We start from the raw sequence: 19,978 nt of genomic DNA on the forward strand, positions 1-19,978 counted from the left end.
GTGATACAAACTAAATCACATATTTTAACGATTCAAAACCTAGTCATTAAATTCACACTTCGTGGCAGAGTGCTAACGGCCATTCGTACTATTTCCCTTGATTTATACAAAGGTGAAAGCCTTGCTATCGTTGGCGAATCGGGTTCAGGAAAGTCTGTGCTGATGAAATCAATCATGGGCTTACTCGATAAAAATGGCTACATTGATCAGGGGAAAATCATCTACAACGACCGGGATTTAGCACAGTTTAAAACCGAGCAGGAGTGGCTGAGCATTCGTGGAAAAGAAGTGGCAATGGTTACACAGGATCCAATGACATCCTTAAATCCACTTAAAACGATTGGCAAGCAAATTGAGGAATGTGTTGTTTTACATCAGAATGTAAAGGGCAAAGCCGCATACGAAGAAACGTTGAAATTGTTAAAAGATGTTGGTATTCACGATGTGGAAAAGCGCTATAAGCAATATCCTCACGAATTTTCGGGTGGCATGCGTCAACGAATTGTGATAGCTATTGCACTAGCTTGTAAGCCTAAAATTTTAATTTGTGATGAGCCAACAACTGCATTAGACGTAACTATCCAAGCGCAAATTTTGCAGCTTTTAAAAAATCTCCAGCAAAAATATGGACTAACAACTGTTTATATAACGCATGATTTAGGCGTTGTAGCGAAGGTTGCTGACCGTATTGCTGTCATGTATGCAGGTGATGTCATTGAAGTAGGAAAGACGCATGAAATTTTCTTTAATGGCAAGCATCCCTATACATGGGCACTCATTTCTTCATTACCGCAACTAGGCTCAAAAGGAGAGCAGCTTTATTCGATCAAGGGTACTCCACCAAATCTTTTTCAGGAAATTAAAGGGGATGCTTTTGCACCTCGCAATCAATATGCATTAAAGATTGATTTTGTAGAACGTCCGCCATTTTTCCAGGTGAGTGACACACATTATGCTCGGACATGGCTATTAGATCCACTCGCTCCTAAAGTAGAGCCTCCTGAAGCGCTACAAGCATTTTTCGAAGAAGGGAGACGATACGCATATGAGCCATAAAGAAGTGTTACTTGAGGTAAAAAATTTAAAGGTCGTTTTTGGTAAAGGCAAAAATAAATTTATAGCGATTGATGATGTCAGCTTCGATATTTTTAAAGGTGAAACATTTGGCTTAGTCGGTGAATCAGGCTCAGGAAAAACAACGATTGGCAGAGCTATTATGCGTATCAATGAAGTGACTGAAGGCCAAATACTGTATCACGGTAAGAAAGTAAATGGCAAAATCTCGAAAGAGTGGGATCGAGAAATTACACAGAAGATCCAAATGATTTTTCAAGATCCTATGGCATCTCTAAATGAACGCGCCAAGGTTGACTATATTATTTCTGAGGGGCTTATGAATACTAAAAATTTCAAAAATGAGGCTGATCGCGAACAGAAGGTACGTAATGCCCTATTAAATGTAGGATTATTACCGGAGTTTTCTAGTCGCTTTCCGCATGAATTTTCAGGAGGACAGCGACAGCGTATTGGCATTGCACGAGCATTAGTAATGGAGCCAGAATTTATTATTGCGGATGAACCGATTTCAGCATTAGACGTTTCTATTCGTGCACAAGTATTAAACTTACTAGCAAATCTCCAACAGCAAAATGATTTAACCTATTTATTCATTGCACATGACTTATCTGTAGTACGTTTCATTACTGATCGAACAGCTGTTATTTATAAAGGTAAAATTGTCGAGCTAGCAGAGACTGAAAAACTGTTTTCTAATCCGATCCATCCATATACAAGGGCATTATTATCGGCAGTACCGGAGCCGAATCCTTATAAGGAACGTGATAAAGTCGTAGAATTCTATGATCCGTCACAGCACCGTTATGACATTCAGCCACCGTCATTTATCGAAATGGAGGAAGGTCATTTTGTATTAGCCAATGAAGAGGAATTGGAAAGATACCGAACTTCACTAAAAATGGAGGTAAGCAAATGATTCGTCCAAAGGCATTGAAAAAAGGTGACACAATTGGTCTTATAAGTGCTTCGGGTGCCACGCCGCCTGATAAATTTCTTCCTGCTATAGAAAGTATCGAGAAGCTAGGCTTTAAAGTTGTTGCAGGGGAGACGTGTCGAGCAAGGCATGGCTACTTAGCGGGCTCTGATGAACTACGTGCCTCTGAAGTGAATGAGATGTTTAGGGATTCCAATATTGACGGCATCTTCTGTATACGTGGAGGGTACGGAGCAACGAAAATTTTACCCCTTTTGGATTTCGAGATGATCAAGGCAAATCCCAAAGTATTTGCTGGCTATAGCGATGTGACAGCACTACATATCGCCTTTAACCAACAATGTGGCTTTGTTACGTATCATACACCAATGCCTTCTACAGAGTTTATTCAGGAAAAGATGGATGAATATACATGGAATTCTTTTCTTGAGAGCGTGACAGCCACAGACCGAAGTGATTACTATCTTGAAAATGCACCTGGCTGTAATATGACAACCCTTGCAGCTGGCAACGCAACAGGTCAGCTGATTGGAGGGAATTTGACACTCGTTACAGCATCTCTTGGGACACCTTATGAAATTGATACAAAAGGAAAAATATTATTTTTGGAGGATATAGACGAGAATGAGCAGCGAGTAGACCGGATGCTTACCCAATTAAAATTGGCAGGTAAGCTAGATGATGTAGCCGGTTTACTATTAGGGGCTTGGACAAATTGTGGTCCTGAAAATCCTAAGCGTCCTGAACATAGTCTATCCCTACGAACAGTTTTTCAAGAAATAATGGGTTCACTTAAAAAACCTATTATCATGGATATCACTTGCGGTCACTGTTTACCTACGATGTCACTGCCTTTAGGGCGAACAATAACAATGGACACGGTAAATCAGACGATTAAAGTTGTAGAGTAGGTGAAATATGGAGCGGACAATCAAACAAATGCTACAAGAAACTACTTATAAAGTGCATATGTTTGTGAAAGAACCGAAGACAGAACAATTTTTCATGAACGAAAGGCTAGAAGAGGTGTTCCAAAGTGCTAGCTTAATAAAGGTACCCATACTGCTTGCTGTGCTGAACAATTTAGAAAGCAATAATAAATCCTTAGAGCAAGAAATGAAGATAGCACCAGAAGAATGGGTTGACTTTAGTGTTATTAGTGAGCAGCACCTAGAGCAAAGCACCATCTATGAGCTTTTAGTGTGGATGATTATTACAAGTGATAATACAGCAACAAATGTCCTGATTGATTTTCTAGGGATGGATGTACTCAATCAATATTTTCGTGAAATTGGGCTTCTGCATACAACAATCCAACGCAAGATGATGGATTTTGAAAGGCTTGCAAAAGGCTTTGATAATACGACATCTGCACGTGATATGGCACATCTATTTTTGCGAATTTATCGCAGAGATCTGTTATCACCAGCATTTAGTGAGCTTACGCTAGATATTTTAAGCCGTCAACGTGTACACGAATCATTAAAGCGTTATTTAGTAGATGATGTGAAACTTGCTCATAAAACAGGAGGTCTTGATACGGTAGATCATGATGTTGGGATTGTATACAGCAACTTTGGAGATTATCTTATCGGTGTATTCATTACCGAGGTTACGAATAATGATCAGGCAAGACAGTTAATCGGTCGGATTTCCAAAGTTGTTTATGATGATGTGGTGAAGCGGAAGGGGATGATTAAATGAATGCCATTGTGACGTCGATGCTTGCAAATTTACATGCAAAGCCAGATGTAGCTTCAGAATTAGTGGATGAGGTACTATACGGAATGACGGTTCAAATCATGGAAGACATTGATGAGAGCTGGGTTCGTATACAAACCGCTTATCGCTATGAAGGGTATTGCCAGAAGGCTAACTTACTAGTGGATGAAGCAAAAATGGATACTTGGCTACAAGAAGCAAACCATTTTATTTCCCAAAGCTTCGCCGATGTTTTGCAGCAGCCTCGAATTCAAAGCACGAAAATGATGACGCTTGTTAAAGGCTCAATCATCTGTTCTTCTGCTGTTGAAGAGCTAGATCCAGAATGGGCAGCAGTGCAATTAGTGTCAGGTGAGATCGGTTATGTACGTAGGAAATGGCTACAAGAAAAAATACTAGTAAACAGCTTATTCGACCAACAATTACGAGAAAATGTTATAAAAACAGCGCTTAGCTATTTAGCAACACCCTATCGTTGGGGAGGAAAATCACCACTAGGAATTGACTGCTCAGGTCTATGTTCTATGGCATATATGCTAAACGGGGTATATATTTATCGCGATGCCAAAATCGTTGAAGGTTTTCCTATCAAGGAAATCTCTCTAAAGCACATACAAAAGGGAGACTTATTATACTTCCCAGGACATATTGCTTTATATATAGGAGATAACCTTTATGTACACTCTTCGCTTGGTGGGAACGAGGTTACTATAAATAGTCTGGACGACCAGCATCCGCAATATCGAAAAGATTTGGCAACATCTATTACCGCTGTTGGTAGTTTATTTAAATAAGAAGTAATGAAAAAACCTCCATGTTGAAAATTGTACATGGAGATTTTTTCCGTTAATATTTATAAATGTTTAATTGTTGGCCTGCTTCAATTCTATCAGATCGAAGTTGATTCCATTGTTTAATGGACGTCACGTTCACGTTATGAGCCTCCGCAATATGCATAAGGGAGTCACCGTCGGCTACGGTAATCGTCTTTTTATCTTTAACAGGACTGTCATATTGTTGTAAGTCATATTTTGCAATTACTGCATTAAGCTTTTCATTGTATTTAGAATCTGTTGCATAGGAGCCTGTTAAAAACTTCGTAGCATCTGTATAGGACTTCGTATTGCTTTTAAAAACACCTGCATAGAAATCTTTGTTCCAGGAAACACCATTGCGCATTAATTTAACATAATCTTGTAGGGATGCCTCGTAAGAAGGATACTTGCGGAATTCAGCCATTACCGTTGTCATATTACCCGAACCATCATCCTCAGATGTTTCCAATGTTACGGAGTTATTTTGGTAACTACCTTTCATGCCAAACAAATTGTTATTAGGAGAAGAGCCAAGGCCACTTTGCCCATGATCACTTTCTAAAACGGCTTGCGCAATAATAACCGATGCGTATAAGTCATTGTCAGCACCAAGTTTCCGAGCAGTTTCTGCTATGGAGCCGATAAACTCTTCAACACTAGGATTATCATCGACAACTACAGGTTCTTCTGTGTTGTCATTCGTATTGAACACCTGCGTCACCATAAAAAACGAAATACAGATAACTACGATTGTAATCATAAGACCTTTAAAAAAATTTATTACGTATTTCATTGTTTCATTGATGTTGGTAGATTACAACATCTCCCTCCTTTCGTATAAAGTTAATATATTTATAATTATTACAGAGTCATAAATAGAAATAAAGTCATGTTTATATTTTATAGAGTACATATTCATAAAACGAAAAAAAACTTAATTAGTTTCCTCCATTACCAGCATATTTTAGAAATGAAATGACCGTTACATATAGTGGGGATAGTTCCTTGTGAAAACAAATAATGGTATTATGAACTTTTAAAAAGCTATTAATTTCTTAAAAAATAGTAATTTCATGTTACTTATTCGATTTTCTATTCATCATGCCTATTAGACTGTTTTTATTTGGGAGAACATCTGGTAAGAAAAGTGAGCCATTCTCGTGTTTTTTTGGATCCTTCCTATTTATAACTCAATCCCAACATTGGATGTAGAATCAAAAAAAGTTTGAAAGGATTTTAGTTTGTGAATTATATAGAAGAAAAAGGATGTTTCTTTAAAAATAATGCTAGTTCTAGATCTACTATGTTTACCGTATATGAAAATGAAGAAGAAAAATAGTGTACGTAAAAGCATAACCAAAGGAGCATATACAATGATAACATTTGAAAATGTCACAAAAAAATATGTAAATGACCAAGTCGCAGTAAAGGCTATTAATTTGGAGATCAAGAAGGGAGAATTTTTTGTTCTTATTGGACCGAGTGGCTGTGGAAAAACAACATTATTAAAGATGATTAATCGTTTAATTCCTTTAACGGAAGGGACCATTCGAATTAATGAAAAAAGAATAAGTGATTATAACATACATGAATTACGCTGGAATATTGGCTATGTGCTTCAGCAGATTGCCCTTTTTCCTCATATGACCATAGAAGAAAATATCGCAGTAGTCCCTGAATTAAAGAAATGGAGTAAACAGCAAATCCAAAAGCGAGTGTATGAATTATTGGAGATGGTCGGACTTGAACCAGACAAATATAGTCAGCGTAAGCCAAAAGAACTCTCTGGTGGTGAACAACAAAGAGTGGGCGTTGTTCGAGCATTAGCAGCTGATCCCGAGATTATTTTAATGGATGAGCCATTCAGTGCATTAGATCCGATTAGTCGTACGAAGTTGCAAGATGACCTTCTTGAGCTTCAACGAGCCATACAAAAAACAATCGTCTTTGTGTCGCATGATATGCAAGAGGCTTTAAAATTAGGTGATCGCATTTGTATGATGAGGGATGTGGAAATTGTACAAGTAGGAACGCCGCAAGAAATTATACAAAATCCTGTTAATGATTTTGTGAGAGAATTTATTGGGGTAAATAAAATGAATCCATTCCATCTTGAAGCTGTAATGAAACCAATTACGGATGAAGATAGTGAAAGAAATTGTAAAGAAAGCATTTCATCTAACGATTCTTTACAAACGATTCTGCAAAAATTAGCTCAATTTGAATGTTTAGGTGTCGTCGATAACGGAGAACTAATTGGCATGGTCACAAGAGCATCGATGCTGCAGTATTTAGCGCAGGATTCCTTAGAAAGAGGTAATGCAAATGACTAATTTTTTTGAAGTATTTAGCGAACGAAAAGGCCAGCTATTGGCTTCCTTATTAGAGCATATTCAAATTTCCTTTATAGCGCTATTTTTTGCAGTAGTCATTGCTATACCTCTAGGAATCTATTTAACGAATAAAAAGAAAATAGCGGAAAGTATTATTGGGATTAGTGCGGTTTTACAAACGATTCCTTCATTAGCACTATTAGGGTTATTGATTCCTCTGTTTGGCATCGGGAAAGTCCCTGCTATTATTGCCTTAGTTGTTTATGCTCTTCTTCCTATTTTACGTAATACATTTACGGGAATAAACGAAGTGGATCCTTCTTTAAAAGAGGCAGCAATGGCTATGGGGATGAACAAGCGCAAGCGGTTGGTGAAGGTAGAATTACCGCTCGCTATGCCAGTGATCATGGCAGGAATTAGAACAGCTATGGTATTAATCGTTGGAACGGCAACTTTAGCAGCATTAATTGGAGCAGGAGGATTAGGGGATATCATTTTGCTTGGTATTGACCGAAATAATACAGCACTAATTATTTTAGGAGCTGTTCCTGCGGCGATTTTAGCATTAGTGTTCGACTTCTTGCTAAAAAAGCTAGAATCACTGTCCTTTAGAAAAACGATGACAGCATTGAGCATGATTAGCATTGTAGCATTATCACTAATGATCCTGCCGCTACTAAACTTCAAAGAGCAAGAAGAAATTGTCATTGCAGGTAAGCTTGGCTCTGAGCCTGAGATTCTTATCAATATGTATAAATTGCTTATTGAAAATGAAACGGACTTAACGGTGCAATTAAAACCTGGCCTTGGTAAAACTTCCTTTGTATTTAATGCACTTAAATCTGGCAGTATCGATATTTATCCAGAATTTACTGGAACGGCAATTTCTGAGTTTTTAAAAGAGGAAGCCATCAATAATAATCAGGAAGATGTTTATCATCAAGCACAAGAAGGAATGATGAATAAATTTGGCATGGTGATGCTAAGTCCGATGAAATATAACAATACGTATGCATTGGCTGTATCAAAGGAAATGGCTGAAACGTATGATTTGCAATCAATTTCTGACATTAAGCCTCTTCAAGAAACGATAAAAGCTGGCTTCACATTGGAATTTAATGATCGAGAAGATGGTTATTTGGGCATTCAAAACCGTTATGGTATTACACTGTCTAATATAACAACAATGGAGCCCAAGCTTAGATATCAGGCGATCGAAACAGGAAATATCGATTTATTAGATGCATATTCAACAGATAGTGAAATACGTCAATACAATTTGAAGGTTTTGGCAGATGATCAGCAACTATTTCCACCTTATCAAGGAGCCCCTTTACTAAGGAAAGAGACGGTAGATAAATATCCAGAGATCGAAACAGCTTTAAATAAGCTGGCAAATCGGATAACAGATGATGAGATGCGTGAAATGAATTATCAAGTAAATGTAGAAGGTAAAAATGTAGAAGATGTGGCACGTGAATATTTAATGAAAGCTGGACTGTTGTAACACGATCATCATATGAAACAAGTAGAGGCTGGGACATAATTATATATTCTAAGCAAAATTAAAAACCTTTGCATCAGAAAAGCGCGAGAAATCAACGTTTCTAAAATTGATTTCTCACGCTTTTTAAGGTTTTAACCAGTTATGTCCTTGCCTCTTTTTTGTTAGTTTTAGGATGGAGTTGCATCAAAGTGAAGGGACAGCCGCCATTACGTTAAGGTGAAAATACGTGATTTCACATGTATCTATGTTCTTAGGTATATTATCCTTATTTTCTGAAAGTTATAGAATATACTCTTTTTTTAGTACATTTATAATTATTATTCAAAGAAAATAGTTTAAAAAAGCTTGAATATGCAAATTAATGGAAATTGAAAAATAAGATTGAATTATTAAAAAAACAATATTTGGATTGTCATTGCTTCGATAGTATAATTTCTTCCAATGTACGTTGTTTTGGAACCAAATGTGGATTAAAATGGGTATCAGCTCAAAAAATTGCTTTTATTAGTATAAATTGTTTTTTAATTGAGCTTAAAAAATGATAAAGATACATCTGGAGGAAGAAATGAAAAAGAGTTTATTTTTAATGTCTTCGCTAATTTTATCCACTTCAATTATTCTAGGTGGCTGTGGAAACAATGAAGATGAAGCAAAAAAAGATGAAAATTCAAAGAACACACAGGAAGAAAAAGGACAAGAACAAGATAAAATTAAAAAAGACGAGCCTAAAAAAGAAAAAGAAACTACTGAAGGTTCAGCTGACTTTGCTTCTTTAATTTCTTATATGGAGAAGGAAACTCAAGGGAAAACGAAAGTTCTATTTGAAAACAATGAACCCCAAGTACATAAAATGGAGAATGTTTCGATTTCACTGGATGCATATTCGGTAGTAGAATTGAAGGATTTCCATACTGATTTTAATATTCCATTTAACGAGGAAACAAATGGTGGTGTTATTTTAGCTAAATATACAGTGAAAAATGACATGGATAAAGATGTTTATTATATGCCTAGCTTAGATATCACATTTACGGGTGCAGATAAATATTATACGAACTATAAAGAGTTAATTCCTGAAGAAGATCAATTACCAACAAAGCTAAGCTACTCAACAGATTATTTGCTAAAAAAGGGTGAAGAGGTAACAGGATATGTTGCTTATCCATTCGGTGCAACAGATTTAGCAAAAATTAATGAACTGGGCACTGTAGCAGTAATGATTCCACTACCGCTTACTGAAAAAGAAAAATATGATTCTACGATCGGTTCGGAAGGAAGATTTAATCTAGCTTTAAATGCTGCTGGTTCGGAAAAAGTATCAAGTAACTCATCATTCTATCAAGATAAAGCAACGATGGAAAATATGGGTGAAAAGAAGATGCTGAAGGAAAAAAGCGACATCAATGAAAGCAAAAAAATTGGTGATGTCAATGCTACTTTAGAAGGGTATCAGTTTACAGCATTTACACCAAATGAGGTGGAAGCTCCTCGTTTCTCCAATTTCACAAATGGTGTTACGTTATTAACAGTGAAATTTAAGTTAGACAATAAAGCTGCTAATGAAATTGGCTTATCTTCTATGTCTTCAAAATTAACGGTTAATGATGGCTCACAATATTTATTGAGCGAAGGTATGTTATTAAATTACAGTTATAATGACATTATTAAAGCTGGAGAAGCTGGCGAGCTATTGCAAGTATTCGTATTAGACCAAGAGCAATATGAAAAAATTTGGAAAGACAAAGCCTTTGAACTTGAATTAGGTCCAATTCGAGATAAAGATGCAAAGGATACGTCTAAAGGCCATACAGTCACGTTTACATTACCAAAATAAATTGTAAGAGCCCTCTCAAGCTAATTTGAGAGGGCTTCATTTTTTCGTTGTTGGGGATTCATACAAGATGAGTATTTTGTCCTCACCTCAACACTTTAAAGTACCGCTATATATTTACCACCCTCTCAACCCTAATCCTTTTCGATGAGACGTTTCTAGTAGAGCAAGTTTTTCCACCCAGTCATCACATTTTTTCTCCCAATAGTGTAAAGAATTATTTTCTGAACAAAGTATAGTAGAATCAATTTTTCGTAACTTCGTCCTTAATTGATGAGGAATTGCTAATATTTCATCACTAAACTTCATTTCCTCTTGATCTCGAAAATCGTTATAGTATTTAGTAATTTTATTGACGTACCGTTTATAGATCGCTAGCGAATGACAAAAAGTCTCTATTGATGAATTGACATAGATGCGTTCTTTGTTTTCAATATGGCTATAGTCTAATAAAACAATTTCATCATTAAGTCGATTGAGTACAAAGTATTCATGATTGCTATGCTCTTTAATCAGATAAAAGTTCTTAAAATTTAAATAAGTCGGTAGTTTATTGATAATATCAGCAAAGTACCAGTCATTTTCAAGTTTCGTTAAAGGTGCCTCCTCACCAGACTGCGCTAATTTTAATACTTCGGTTTTTAATTCCATTTCCTTTAGTGAGGAGTAGCTTCTTAAAAATCCTTTTGAAATAGATAAAAATTTATATTTTCTGCGAAACTTTTCAAAGTCATCCCCAATATGTTCAACTAAAAAATCAATTGAAGCTGGAGAGATTCCTTTTTGGTCCATTTGCAAAATGGCTCTGTATGTATTTAAAGAATCCAATTATATATCCTCTCTTTCTGTCTTTTGTAATAGTATACAGAATTTTATTGGAACGGTTAAAATGAAGTGTATAATGAACAAAGTATATTCAATATACAAAAATCGTGTCAACGTTAAATGTGATATGCAAGGCATTTAAAATTCAAATTAGGCAAAAAGATCATTTATACGGTTAACGATTGCTGAATTGTATTATGCAAAACGATTAAATATCGCACCGATTACGGATGAAGCAGTAGAGGGTGTTTTGAACGATTCATGCAAATGACAAGGAAGGACTAACATAGATGAGTGCTTTTGGTTTTTTATTCATTTCAATTATCTCAGAAGTTTTTGCAAGCTCCATGCTGAAACTTACAAATGGCTTTAAACGAATACTACCGTCAATTGGTGTAGTAGTTGGATACGGGACTGCCTTTTATTTCCTATCCTTAACCCTACAATCTTTAGCAATTGGCACAGTCTACGCGATCTGGGCGGGAGTAGGAACGGCACTAACAGCGATAGTGGGCGTAGTGTTTTATAAGGAATTATTCAATGTAAAAAAATTGATTGGTATTCTGTTCATTATTGTCGGTGTGGTTTTTCTTAACCTTGCTGGTGGTGGACATTAAGGAGGAAGTTGCTAATGAAAGGTTATCTATTTTTAACGTTATCCATTGTTAGCGAAGTATTTGCCACAACGATGCTCAAGCTTTCAGAAGGATTTACAATTTTTGGTCCATCCATTGCTGTCGTATTTGGATATGGCATTTCGTTTTATTCATTATCTTTATGTTTAAAAACGTTACCATTAAGCCTTGCATACGCCATTTGGTCTGGAATAGGCACTGCATTAACAGTCATTGTGGGAATCGTTATATGGGGAGATATTTTTAATCTTTACTCAGCCATCGGAATTACATTCATTATTGGTGGTGTTCTTCTTCTAAATCAAGGAGACCGACATAATGCGACAACATAGCGTTCATAACAAGAAAACGTCTAAATTTTAAATGATGGACGTTTTCTTTTTTTGTAGAATTCTTTCATGAACTTCCCCTAAAAGATCGATGGATGAAGACAAAATCAGTGGGGGATGGAGAGCATCCTCACTCATTAGTAGTCTTCACTTCATACGGTTTCTTTCACGAAAAAAGTCGTCATATTCCTAAGTTCTACATATTATAACAAGAAGGTGTTAAACATGTTGAAATGGGTTCATTGATAATAGATGTCTCACAAGACTTGGGAGGGGCTGGGGAAATGAATAATGAAAACAGAAGAAATCATTTTTTATGTGAAGCACTCTACGACATAAAAACACTCCAGGATGTGATGAATGATTTTCATTCTAAATACTTTGGACAGCTACTTGTGAATATAATCGGAAGTGATACGATACCCTTTTTTTTAGTAACACATAAAGGTGCTCGTTTAAAACTATTGGATACAGTAAAGAAATTTGAAACAGAGTTTTTTCGTATAGAGGATATTGATCGGGAACATTGTCGTGGAACTATTTCGCTTTTACGTGCCTATGATTATGAAGGGCACGATACGAATTTGATTACAGAGGTTGTGAGGTTAGAGAAAACATCCACAAAAAAATCTATTGAATTAAGTGGTATTTCGGCCATTCAATTATTAAAGCCTGATATGTTAAAAGGGAAATACATCATTGAGCCCAAATGGTGATGATCATGTTTTTACTATTTAAATGAATCAATACTAAAATCTGTTCTTGATATAAAAAAGCAGGAGTGCCGTCAAGTACATATTTTGGTGAGGAGTCACTAAAATAACAGAATGATTAGAGAATCTGTCTGTATGCACGCTGGATTGATTGAATTTATTAGAAAGAGAGTTATAGGAAAGGAAGAGATTACTGCATGATAATTATTGGGATGTTACATCACCGTTTAGATCCTAGAACTGTTATTAAATCGTATGCATATGCAGCTGTGGCAAAAGCAGAAGGAGCTCAATTTTTTTATTTTACACCAAGAAGCGTGAATTTTAATACACGTTCCATAGATGGGAAAGTATATGAAGATGGCGAATGGCACGACAGGAAAATGCCCTTTCCAGATGTAATATACAATGCAGGAAGTCCTGAAAAATTGTCGGTATCAAGGAGAATTATCAATAGATTAAAAAAAGAAATACCATTTACAACACATTCAATCGGAAATAAGTGGAACGTTATGGAACGTCTTAGGGAAGCTAAGAAATTTGACAAGTATTTAATCCCAACAAAGATTGTGAAAAGTATTGATTTGTTCCACAAGTTTATGGGTACCTATCCAAAAGTAGTGTTTAAACCAATAGATGGTCGAAAGGGAAAAGGGATCTATTTTATTTCGAAAGCAGGGAGTACTAATTTTGAGGTAAGGAAGGATAGCGAAAAGAGTGTTTATTCGAAGCCCCAGTTAGATAAATTACTAGCTGATCAACTTTCTACTGGAACCTTTATCATGCAGCCCTATATTCAATCAGTAACAAAATCAGGGCAAGTTTATGATTTTCGTCTGCATGTGCAAAAAAACGGGGAAGGCAAATGGATTATTACGACAATCTATCCGCGCATTGCCCCAAATGGCTCGATTATACCTAATATTAACAATGGTGGTTTTACAAATTATTTAGAACCTTTTTTGGAGCAGGAATTTGAAGAAGATAGCTATAATATCCGGCGCATGCTAGAGCATTTTTCTTTGTCATTAGCCCATCATTTAGATGACATTCAAATGGTGCAATTTGGTGAGGTAATTGATGAAATTGGCATTGATATTGGCTTAGATGAAAATCAAAAAATTTGGATGTATGAGGTAAACTGGCGGCCGGGTTGCCCACCTGCCTTTTATTTAGAATTAGATGTGGTGATCCATTCTATTAAATATGCAATGTATCTTGCAAAGAACAAGAAACAACTTCAAAGTGAAATTACTCAACAGAAAAATAAACATTTAACTGAAAAGCAAAAGTTACCAATTATCGCGATTACCGGTAGTGCTGGAAAAACGACTTCTAAAGCATTTCTTGCCTCTATCTTATCGGTAAAATGGAAAATCTTTGAGTCGAAAGATTATTGGAATACGACAGAGCATACAAAAAAACACGCCGAAGAAATCAATGCTTCACATGAAGCGGTCGTACTTGAGTACGGAATGGCCTATCCTGGAATCATAACAAATCATTGTAGCATTATTCAACCGAATATTAGTATCATCACAAATATCGGTTTGGCTCATGTCGGTAATTTTGATGGAGATATTAGAGGGGTGGCAAAGGCAAAATCAGAGTTAATACATGGAATGACTCAAGACGGTTTACTAGTATTAAATAAAGATGATGACAATTCTAAGCTTTTAGAAACACAGAAGTTTAAAGGAAAGGTTTTAACAGTTGGCATTCATGGCCCAGCAGACTATAAAGCCTATGATATTCAATATAAAGATATTGGTATGACTTTTAAAATAAAGCTGCAGGGACAAGAAACTGAAATGTATATCCCGATTTTAGGGGAACATCATGTTTATAATGCGCTCAATGCGATTGCAGTGGCCGATCATTTAGGATTTAGCCCATCAGATATTAAAGCGGGACTAAATTTCAAAAAACCGCCAAGAAGGTTAACGATTTATAATTGTCGCGATGAAATCACCGTCATAGACGATACTGTTCATTCTCATCCTCAAGGTGTACGGGCTGCAATTGATGTTCTTAAGAATATTGCAAAGCAACGGAAAGTAGCAATCATAGGTCAGATGCGAGAACTAGGGGATTTAAGGGAAGAGGAATATCGTAAAGTTGGCGAGTACATTCAAGAGCAAGAGATAGATTTACTCATTACTTACGGATTTAGAACTGAGGAAATGGGAAATGCTGCAATAGCTAAAGGGATGAATCCTTCCAAAGTTTATCACTTTATTAATAAGGAACAACTGCATGTACTATTAGAGAAAATCATAAAACCTAATGACACCATTTTAGTAAAGGGTGCAAGTAAAACGAATATGTTTGAAACGGTAAAATTTTTAGACCAAACTTTTAAAGAATAATTTATAAGCCCGAGTAACTGTCCACTGGAACGTGACAAGTACTCGGGCAATTTTTTTTGAAATATATTCTTTTTTTGAAAATTTATTTTACACTTTTAGAATAAATTTTATCTCTTTTGCTGCGGTTGTCGCATTATTTCTAGCTTCGGCTAATGTTTTACCTTCTGCAATGACATATGCATAGCGATGACCCATTGATAAAGGTGGGGTTAGTAATGTTCCTCTTTTCGGCTTGACATATACCTCTACAATACCTGGTGATTTAGTTGCTCTATTTTTTCCAATTACCCTTTCTAAAATACCTTTACTGTCAACAATGATGTATTTTGTATAAACAGATTTTCTATGCCTCGGTTTGACATTAGGGGCTTCACCTAAAAATAACTTAAGCGTTTCTTCCACTAAACTAAATCCAAAAGCAGCTTGTAGCATATTGTTCATGGCGCCGCCTGAAATTCTAGGATTAATCTCGATCAGCTTCCAACCATTTTGTGTTAAACGTAGCTCTAAATGAAGGGCACCATTCTCAATATTAAACGCCTTAACAATGGAATGGAGTACTTCTTCGATCCCAGTTTGAATGTTCGCAGGAGCTTTGACGACTACGCCATAACCGGTAATGATAAAACGTTTCCCCTTTGTGATTTCTTGTTCAATAATGCCTATTACATGAGCTTGGTGTTGAAAAACGATGGCTTCCACTAAATATTGTGGGCCATCAAGGTATTCTTCAATCATAATTGTCTCATTTGGATTCTTACTACGAAGAGATTTGAGGTGATTATTAAGCTGAGCTGAATTTTTTGCTAACAACACATCTTTGGAGCCCGTTGATTTTGGAGACTTCACAATCAATGGAAAACCCATATTATTAGAAATGGTTTCGTCTGGTTTAATTAGGGCAAATTGAGGTGAATAACTTTGGTCCCTTAAATGATGTCTTGTTTTCTCTTTATCTTCCATTATTTCGATGGCGGATGAAGATGTATAGTTTTGACAAAATTCATCACACAAAATAGAAGCAATATGGACAAATGGATCAACAAAACTAACAACACTTTTAATCTCAAATCCATTTCTAGATAATTTATTAATTTCTTCTTTCATTTTTTCAATGTTCAAAGTGTCAATAAGAATCATTTTATGAATGTCGGGGTAGGCTTTTCGCTGTTGAAGTTGTTTTTCATTGTTGGTGAAAAGTATTGTAAAGTAGCCCAATCTTTCTGCTGCTCTTGTTGCTTCGCGACTTGACCCGGATTTATTTGTACCGATAAATACAATGGCTTTCAGATATATCACTCCTTCTATTGGTACTTAGTTACTTAATCATCTATATATATATGCAAACACATAGTTTTCTTCTAGTTATGTATCATGTCTACATCCAAGCAACTTTATGCGTGCTACATATACTAGAAAAAGAAAGGAGGGAGAGAAAATATGAAGCCTCTTTCGGTGAAGAATTTAACCATGATTACTGCAGGTAAACTAGTGCATGGGTCAGAGAAAGTGCTCATTCAGTATGGTGCTTATCGACTAAAGCAAGTGAAAAACACAAATACAGCCCTTTTTACGGATAAACATATTGTTAATTGGAAAAGTCTAGAGTCACTTTTTCCTCTAGTGCTAGTAACGGATTGGTCTTATAGTCCAAAAGAGATTCCTAGTCAAGTAATCATTATTAACGTAGCAAATGTAGATGAGGCCTATTGGAAATTTGTACATTTTTATCGAAGTCAGTTTAATATCCCAATCGTTGCGATTACAGGCACTTCAGGAAAAACAACGACAAAAGAAATGATTAAACATATTCTTTCTGCTGAAAAAAAAGTGACAGCCACTACGCTAAGCAGCAATTCTAGAACAGCTTCTTTACAATATTTACTGAGCATTGATGATGAAACTGAAGCGGCTGTTTTTGAAACTGCTGTTGGAACACCAGGGGATGTCAGAAAAGCAGGAAAATATTTTAAGCCATCTATTGGTGTTATTACCAATATAGGAGCCCATCATTTAAATTATTGTAAAACGTTGGAGGGTTATATTGAGGCAAAGGGAGAAATGCTGGACATTATTGATCCCGCAGGCTCATTAATCCTTAATGCTGAGGATGTCAACACACGCAAAATAGATTTATCGAGGTTTCGCGGAAAAATCATTAAAGTAGGTAAGCATAAATCCAGTGATTTTCGAGCAAGTGATATTCGCTACCACAAAAATGGTATGTTGTTTAACGTTCATCATAAAAAGATGAGCTATGAAATCTTTGTACCAGGATTTGGTGAGCATCAAGTATATAATGCGCTTGCAGCCATTGCAGCCGTTTATGAAATAGGTATTCCTATTCCTATGGCAGCTGAACAACTGCAATCATTCCGACATTTGAATAAGCAGCTTCAGCTTTTTGAGGGCATTAATCATTCCGTGTTATTAGATGATACATGGAGTATTACGACCACTTCTTTGGAAGCCGCATTAAAGGTTTTGAATGAGCTTGGAGTAGGTAAGAAAAAGATTGCAATAATTGGAACGATTACAGATTTAGGCTCTTGGGGATATACTATTCACGAGCAGGCGGGAGAGTTAATTAATCGGATTGGGGTCGATGTACTCATTACAATAGGGGAGCATGCACGCATTATGGCGGACCATGCCATTGAGTTAGGATTTAGTTCACATGTTTATACATTTAGAAATAGTACGTTCGTCTATAAATTATTACAAAAACTTATTGATGAAAATACGATTGTTCTCATTAAAGGAGATATGTATAGTAAACAAATTTTTGAATTAGCTGCAAAATTAAAGGTAAAAACTGTACCCCCAGCTGAATAGTCTCAACTAATCGTGTGGGATCATGACTGTGCCATACAGAGTGTTTCTCTACTAATATATTGTATTCTGCTAGAAAGGAGCGCTCTGGAAAGAAGATAAAAAGGAATAAAACAGAAGTCCATACGAGAAATGTTGGAAAATTGGCCAAAAAACAGGTTCATCACCAAAAGTTGTGGATGACATTTGATAAAACGTTTGCCATCTATATAGGTTGAGTAGAGTAGAGGCTGGGCGACTACCTGGGGCTCATCGGACGCCCCTAGGAAGCTCTGCTCTGTGCGACAGCAACAAATGTTTTAACTGTGCGAAAGCGAAGCGACAGCAACAAATGTTTTAACTGTGCGAAAGCGAAGCGACAGCAACAAATGTTTTAACTGTGCGAAAGCGAAGCGCGTCAGCAACAAAGCGCCCGGTCAGAACAGAAATCAACCACTCTTTATGGTGATGAGCCAAACAATACCCAGTTGATTAGAGAGATATTGGATAAAGAGAGGGGGAATAGTCCTTGCAACATATAAGTGTGAGTGATATTAGGAAATTACTACAGGGGGAATTGATAAGCGGTTCTGAAAATTGGTCTGTCAAACATGCCATCTATTATAATCGACACGATTTGACGCAAAGTCATACACTAATGTTTGTTAGTAAAAATGATAAAATAAACTGGCAAGAGATCAATCGTATGGGTCCGTCTCTAGTGTTATCAAATAAATCAACAACAGAGCTGAAAAACGCACTAGAGAATACAACTGTTATACAGGTTAAAAGTATTGTGCAGGCATACTGGAAGTTTATCGAATATTACAGAGGTCTGTTCAAAATTCCTGTGGTTGCTTTGACAGGTACATGTGGAAAAACAACGACAAAAGAAATGATTAAACATATAGCAAGTAGAGAATGGAATGTTCAAGCATCTATAAGTAGTAAAAACGAACCTCGGCAATCATTACCTTATTTGACAGGTATCGATGACACAACGAAAGCAGCAATATTTGAGTTAGGTTTAGGAAATACAGGGAATATTAAGCATCAGTGTATGATTTATCAGCCGACTATTGGCATCATTACAAATATTGGTGTGCATCATTTAGATGGCTGTAGAAACCTTGAAGGCTATATTAAAGCGAAGGCAGAAATTATAGATGGAATAAGGAATAACGGCATCTTGATTATCAATGGCGATGATGAAAATATCAAGAAGATCCCTTTGCATACTTTTAAGGGAAAGATTATTACTGTCGGATTACATGAACAAGCAGATTACAAAGCGTCTAAAATACAATTTCAAGATAACGGCATGAGGTTTGTTTTACAGGTCTCCGATGCAAAGTACAATGTATTTGTCCCTGGCTACGGTGAACACCAAGTATATAACGCATTAGCTGCTATCGCGGCCATAAAAGAAATGGGACTGTCCATTCGTCATGCCATTTCAAGTTTGCGATCATATAAACCGATGGCAAGGCATTTAGAACTTTCGACAGGTATTGGTGATAGTACGATAGTAGATGATACGTGGACAAATAACCCGACATCTGTTGAAGCAGCTTTAAAAGTTATAGATACGATAGGAAAAGATAAAAAAGTCATCCTTATTTTAGGAGATATTAAGCGATTAGGTAATTACGAAGAAAAATATCATCGTGAAATAGGCTCCATGGTCGCCCAAAGAAAAATTGATACACTGATTACGATTGGCAAAAGAGCAGAGACTATTGCAGAACAAGTGCTAAAGGAAGGAACAAGCGCAGAAGTTCATAAGTTTCAAGATGTTACAGGCGTTTTAGATATTTTGAAACCAAAGCTTGATCAAGATACGATAGTGCTTATCAAGGGACCGATGTCTAGTAGATCCATGATTGAATTTGCCAATAACCTAAAAAATATATAAATAGAAAAAGAAGCTTCTGAGGTTACCCCTGTCAAGTAGACAGCTTTATAAGAGACTAAGCAACCATCTGGTGTCGATATTCTATCGGTGCCAGATGGTTGAGTTGTTTTTGGAAGCGAAAAGAATAGATTTTCTTCAACTACTTGTATCACTTCATCCTAT

18 protein-coding genes are annotated in these 19,978 nt (G+C 36.3%); 15 read left to right on the top strand and 3 right to left on the bottom strand.

Features of this window, described 5'->3' with window-relative positions; all coding sequences use genetic code 11:
• The 5 genes from AB9L17_RS09025 to AB9L17_RS09045 are packed head-to-tail and all read left to right on the top strand — an operon-like array spanning nt 1 to nt 4,527.
• Nucleotides 1-1,056, top strand: coding sequence for an ABC transporter ATP-binding protein (locus AB9L17_RS09025; protein WP_375200435.1), 1,056 nt, complete (start codon nt 1-3; stop codon nt 1,054-1,056).
• Complete coding sequence (locus tag AB9L17_RS09030; protein ID WP_068985664.1) at nt 1,046-1,993, top strand: ATP-binding cassette domain-containing protein; 948 nt, start codon at nt 1,046-1,048, stop codon at nt 1,991-1,993. Before AB9L17_RS09025 ends, AB9L17_RS09030 begins: the two co-directional genes overlap by 11 nt.
• Entirely contained in the window at nt 1,990-2,922 is a 933-nt protein-coding gene (locus AB9L17_RS09035; protein WP_068985663.1) for a S66 peptidase family protein, read from the top strand. The genes AB9L17_RS09030 and AB9L17_RS09035 overlap by 4 nt, the downstream gene beginning before the upstream one ends.
• Nucleotides 2,923-2,929: 7 nt before the next feature.
• On the top strand, nt 2,930-3,715 hold the full coding sequence (locus tag AB9L17_RS09040; protein ID WP_068985662.1) for a serine hydrolase: 786 nt from the start codon (nt 2,930-2,932) through the stop codon (nt 3,713-3,715).
• Nucleotides 3,712-4,527, top strand: coding sequence for an SH3 domain-containing C40 family peptidase (locus tag AB9L17_RS09045; protein ID WP_068985661.1), 816 nt, complete (start codon nt 3,712-3,714; stop codon nt 4,525-4,527). Before AB9L17_RS09040 ends, AB9L17_RS09045 begins: the two co-directional genes overlap by 4 nt.
• 52 nt (nt 4,528-4,579) lie before the next feature.
• On the opposite strand, the gene AB9L17_RS09050 is transcribed toward AB9L17_RS09045, so the two are convergent.
• Entirely contained in the window at nt 4,580-5,260 is a 681-nt protein-coding gene (locus tag AB9L17_RS09050) for a glucosaminidase domain-containing protein (RefSeq protein ID WP_223554949.1), read from the bottom strand.
• Between the two features lie 661 nt (nt 5,261-5,921).
• On the opposite strand from AB9L17_RS09050, the gene AB9L17_RS09055 reads away from it, so the two are divergent.
• The 3 genes from AB9L17_RS09055 to AB9L17_RS09065 all read left to right on the top strand — a co-directional run bounded on the left by AB9L17_RS09055 (nt 5,922) and on the right by AB9L17_RS09065 (nt 10,222).
• Nucleotides 5,922-6,881: an ABC transporter ATP-binding protein gene (locus AB9L17_RS09055; RefSeq protein ID WP_375200436.1), complete on the top strand. Its 960-nt coding sequence runs from the start codon at nt 5,922-5,924 to the stop codon at nt 6,879-6,881.
• Nucleotides 6,874-8,388, top strand: coding sequence for an osmoprotectant update ABC transporter permease/substrate-binding subunit OpuFB (opuFB, locus tag AB9L17_RS09060; RefSeq protein ID WP_068985658.1), 1,515 nt, complete (start codon nt 6,874-6,876; stop codon nt 8,386-8,388). The genes AB9L17_RS09055 and opuFB overlap by 8 nt, the downstream gene beginning before the upstream one ends.
• Nucleotides 8,389-8,953: 565 nt before the next feature.
• Complete coding sequence (locus AB9L17_RS09065) at nt 8,954-10,222, top strand: DUF5068 domain-containing protein (RefSeq protein WP_375200437.1); 1,269 nt, start codon at nt 8,954-8,956, stop codon at nt 10,220-10,222.
• A gap of 114 nt (nt 10,223-10,336) precedes the next feature.
• Here AB9L17_RS09065 and AB9L17_RS09070 read toward each other — a convergent pair whose 3' ends face one another.
• Nucleotides 10,337-11,047, bottom strand: a complete 711-nt coding sequence (locus AB9L17_RS09070; protein WP_068985656.1) for an SUKH-4 family immunity protein — start codon at nt 11,045-11,047, stop codon at nt 10,337-10,339.
• A gap of 287 nt (nt 11,048-11,334) precedes the next feature.
• Between AB9L17_RS09070 and AB9L17_RS09075 the strand changes: the two genes are divergently transcribed.
• The 4 genes from AB9L17_RS09075 (at nt 11,335) to AB9L17_RS09090 (ending at nt 15,090) form a co-directional block, all read left to right on the top strand.
• Nucleotides 11,335-11,661: a DMT family transporter gene (locus AB9L17_RS09075; protein WP_068985655.1), complete on the top strand. Its 327-nt coding sequence runs from the start codon at nt 11,335-11,337 to the stop codon at nt 11,659-11,661.
• A gap of 14 nt (nt 11,662-11,675) precedes the next feature.
• A complete protein-coding gene (locus AB9L17_RS09080) occupies nt 11,676-12,011 on the top strand; it encodes a DMT family transporter (RefSeq protein WP_068985654.1) in 336 nt (111 codons plus the stop codon).
• Nucleotides 12,012-12,292: 281 nt separating this feature from the next.
• Nucleotides 12,293-12,724, top strand: a complete 432-nt coding sequence (locus AB9L17_RS09085) for a hypothetical protein (RefSeq protein WP_068985653.1) — start codon at nt 12,293-12,295, stop codon at nt 12,722-12,724.
• 194 nt (nt 12,725-12,918) lie between these two features.
• On the top strand, nt 12,919-15,090 hold the full coding sequence (locus tag AB9L17_RS09090) for a YheC/YheD family protein (RefSeq protein ID WP_083227075.1): 2,172 nt from the start codon (nt 12,919-12,921) through the stop codon (nt 15,088-15,090).
• A gap of 87 nt (nt 15,091-15,177) precedes the next feature.
• Here the strand turns inward: AB9L17_RS09090 and AB9L17_RS09095 are convergent, their stop codons facing one another.
• Nucleotides 15,178-16,380, bottom strand: a complete 1,203-nt coding sequence (locus tag AB9L17_RS09095) for an ATP-grasp domain-containing protein (protein ID WP_375200778.1) — start codon at nt 16,378-16,380, stop codon at nt 15,178-15,180.
• A 150-nt stretch (nt 16,381-16,530) separates the two neighbouring features.
• Between AB9L17_RS09095 and AB9L17_RS09100 the strand changes: the two genes are divergently transcribed.
• The 3 genes from AB9L17_RS09100 (at nt 16,531) to AB9L17_RS09110 (ending at nt 19,816) form a co-directional block, all read left to right on the top strand.
• Complete coding sequence (locus tag AB9L17_RS09100) at nt 16,531-17,925, top strand: Mur ligase family protein (protein WP_068985651.1); 1,395 nt, start codon at nt 16,531-16,533, stop codon at nt 17,923-17,925.
• A 211-nt stretch (nt 17,926-18,136) separates the two neighbouring features.
• Nucleotides 18,137-18,262 (top strand): hypothetical protein, encoded by a 126-nt coding sequence (locus AB9L17_RS09105; RefSeq protein ID WP_375200438.1) that lies wholly within the window; start codon nt 18,137-18,139, stop codon nt 18,260-18,262.
• A gap of 168 nt (nt 18,263-18,430) precedes the next feature.
• A complete protein-coding gene (locus AB9L17_RS09110) occupies nt 18,431-19,816 on the top strand; it encodes a UDP-N-acetylmuramoyl-tripeptide--D-alanyl-D-alanine ligase (RefSeq protein WP_375200439.1) in 1,386 nt (461 codons plus the stop codon).
• The last annotated feature ends 162 nt before the right edge of the window (nt 19,817-19,978 follow it).

It is taken from the genome of Lysinibacillus sp. RS11, from assembly GCF_042019215.1.
GTDB classification, from domain to species: domain Bacteria; phylum Bacillota; class Bacilli; order Bacillales_A; family Planococcaceae; genus Lysinibacillus; species Lysinibacillus xylanilyticus_A.

Excerpts from the sequence above, each read along its gene's own strand:
- AB9L17_RS09030 (WP_068985664.1), top strand. The coding sequence starts at position 1,046 with ATGAGCCATAAAGAAGTGTTACTTGAGGTAAAAAATTTAAAGGTCGTT.
- AB9L17_RS09035 (WP_068985663.1), top strand. The coding sequence starts at position 1,990 with ATGATTCGTCCAAAGGCATTGAAAAAAGGTGACACAATTGGTCTTATA.
- AB9L17_RS09040 (WP_068985662.1), top strand. The coding sequence starts at position 2,930 with ATGGAGCGGACAATCAAACAAATGCTACAAGAAACTACTTATAAAGTG.
- AB9L17_RS09045 (WP_068985661.1), top strand. The coding sequence starts at position 3,712 with ATGAATGCCATTGTGACGTCGATGCTTGCAAATTTACATGCAAAGCCA.
- AB9L17_RS09055 (WP_375200436.1), top strand. The coding sequence starts at position 5,922 with ATGATAACATTTGAAAATGTCACAAAAAAATATGTAAATGACCAAGTC.
- opuFB (WP_068985658.1), top strand. The coding sequence starts at position 6,874 with ATGACTAATTTTTTTGAAGTATTTAGCGAACGAAAAGGCCAGCTATTG.
- AB9L17_RS09065 (WP_375200437.1), top strand. The coding sequence starts at position 8,954 with ATGAAAAAGAGTTTATTTTTAATGTCTTCGCTAATTTTATCCACTTCA.
- AB9L17_RS09075 (WP_068985655.1), top strand. The coding sequence starts at position 11,335 with ATGAGTGCTTTTGGTTTTTTATTCATTTCAATTATCTCAGAAGTTTTT.
- AB9L17_RS09080 (WP_068985654.1), top strand. The coding sequence starts at position 11,676 with ATGAAAGGTTATCTATTTTTAACGTTATCCATTGTTAGCGAAGTATTT.
- AB9L17_RS09085 (WP_068985653.1), top strand. The coding sequence starts at position 12,293 with ATGAATAATGAAAACAGAAGAAATCATTTTTTATGTGAAGCACTCTAC.
- AB9L17_RS09090 (WP_083227075.1), top strand. The coding sequence starts at position 12,919 with ATGATAATTATTGGGATGTTACATCACCGTTTAGATCCTAGAACTGTT.
- AB9L17_RS09100 (WP_068985651.1), top strand. The coding sequence starts at position 16,531 with ATGAAGCCTCTTTCGGTGAAGAATTTAACCATGATTACTGCAGGTAAA.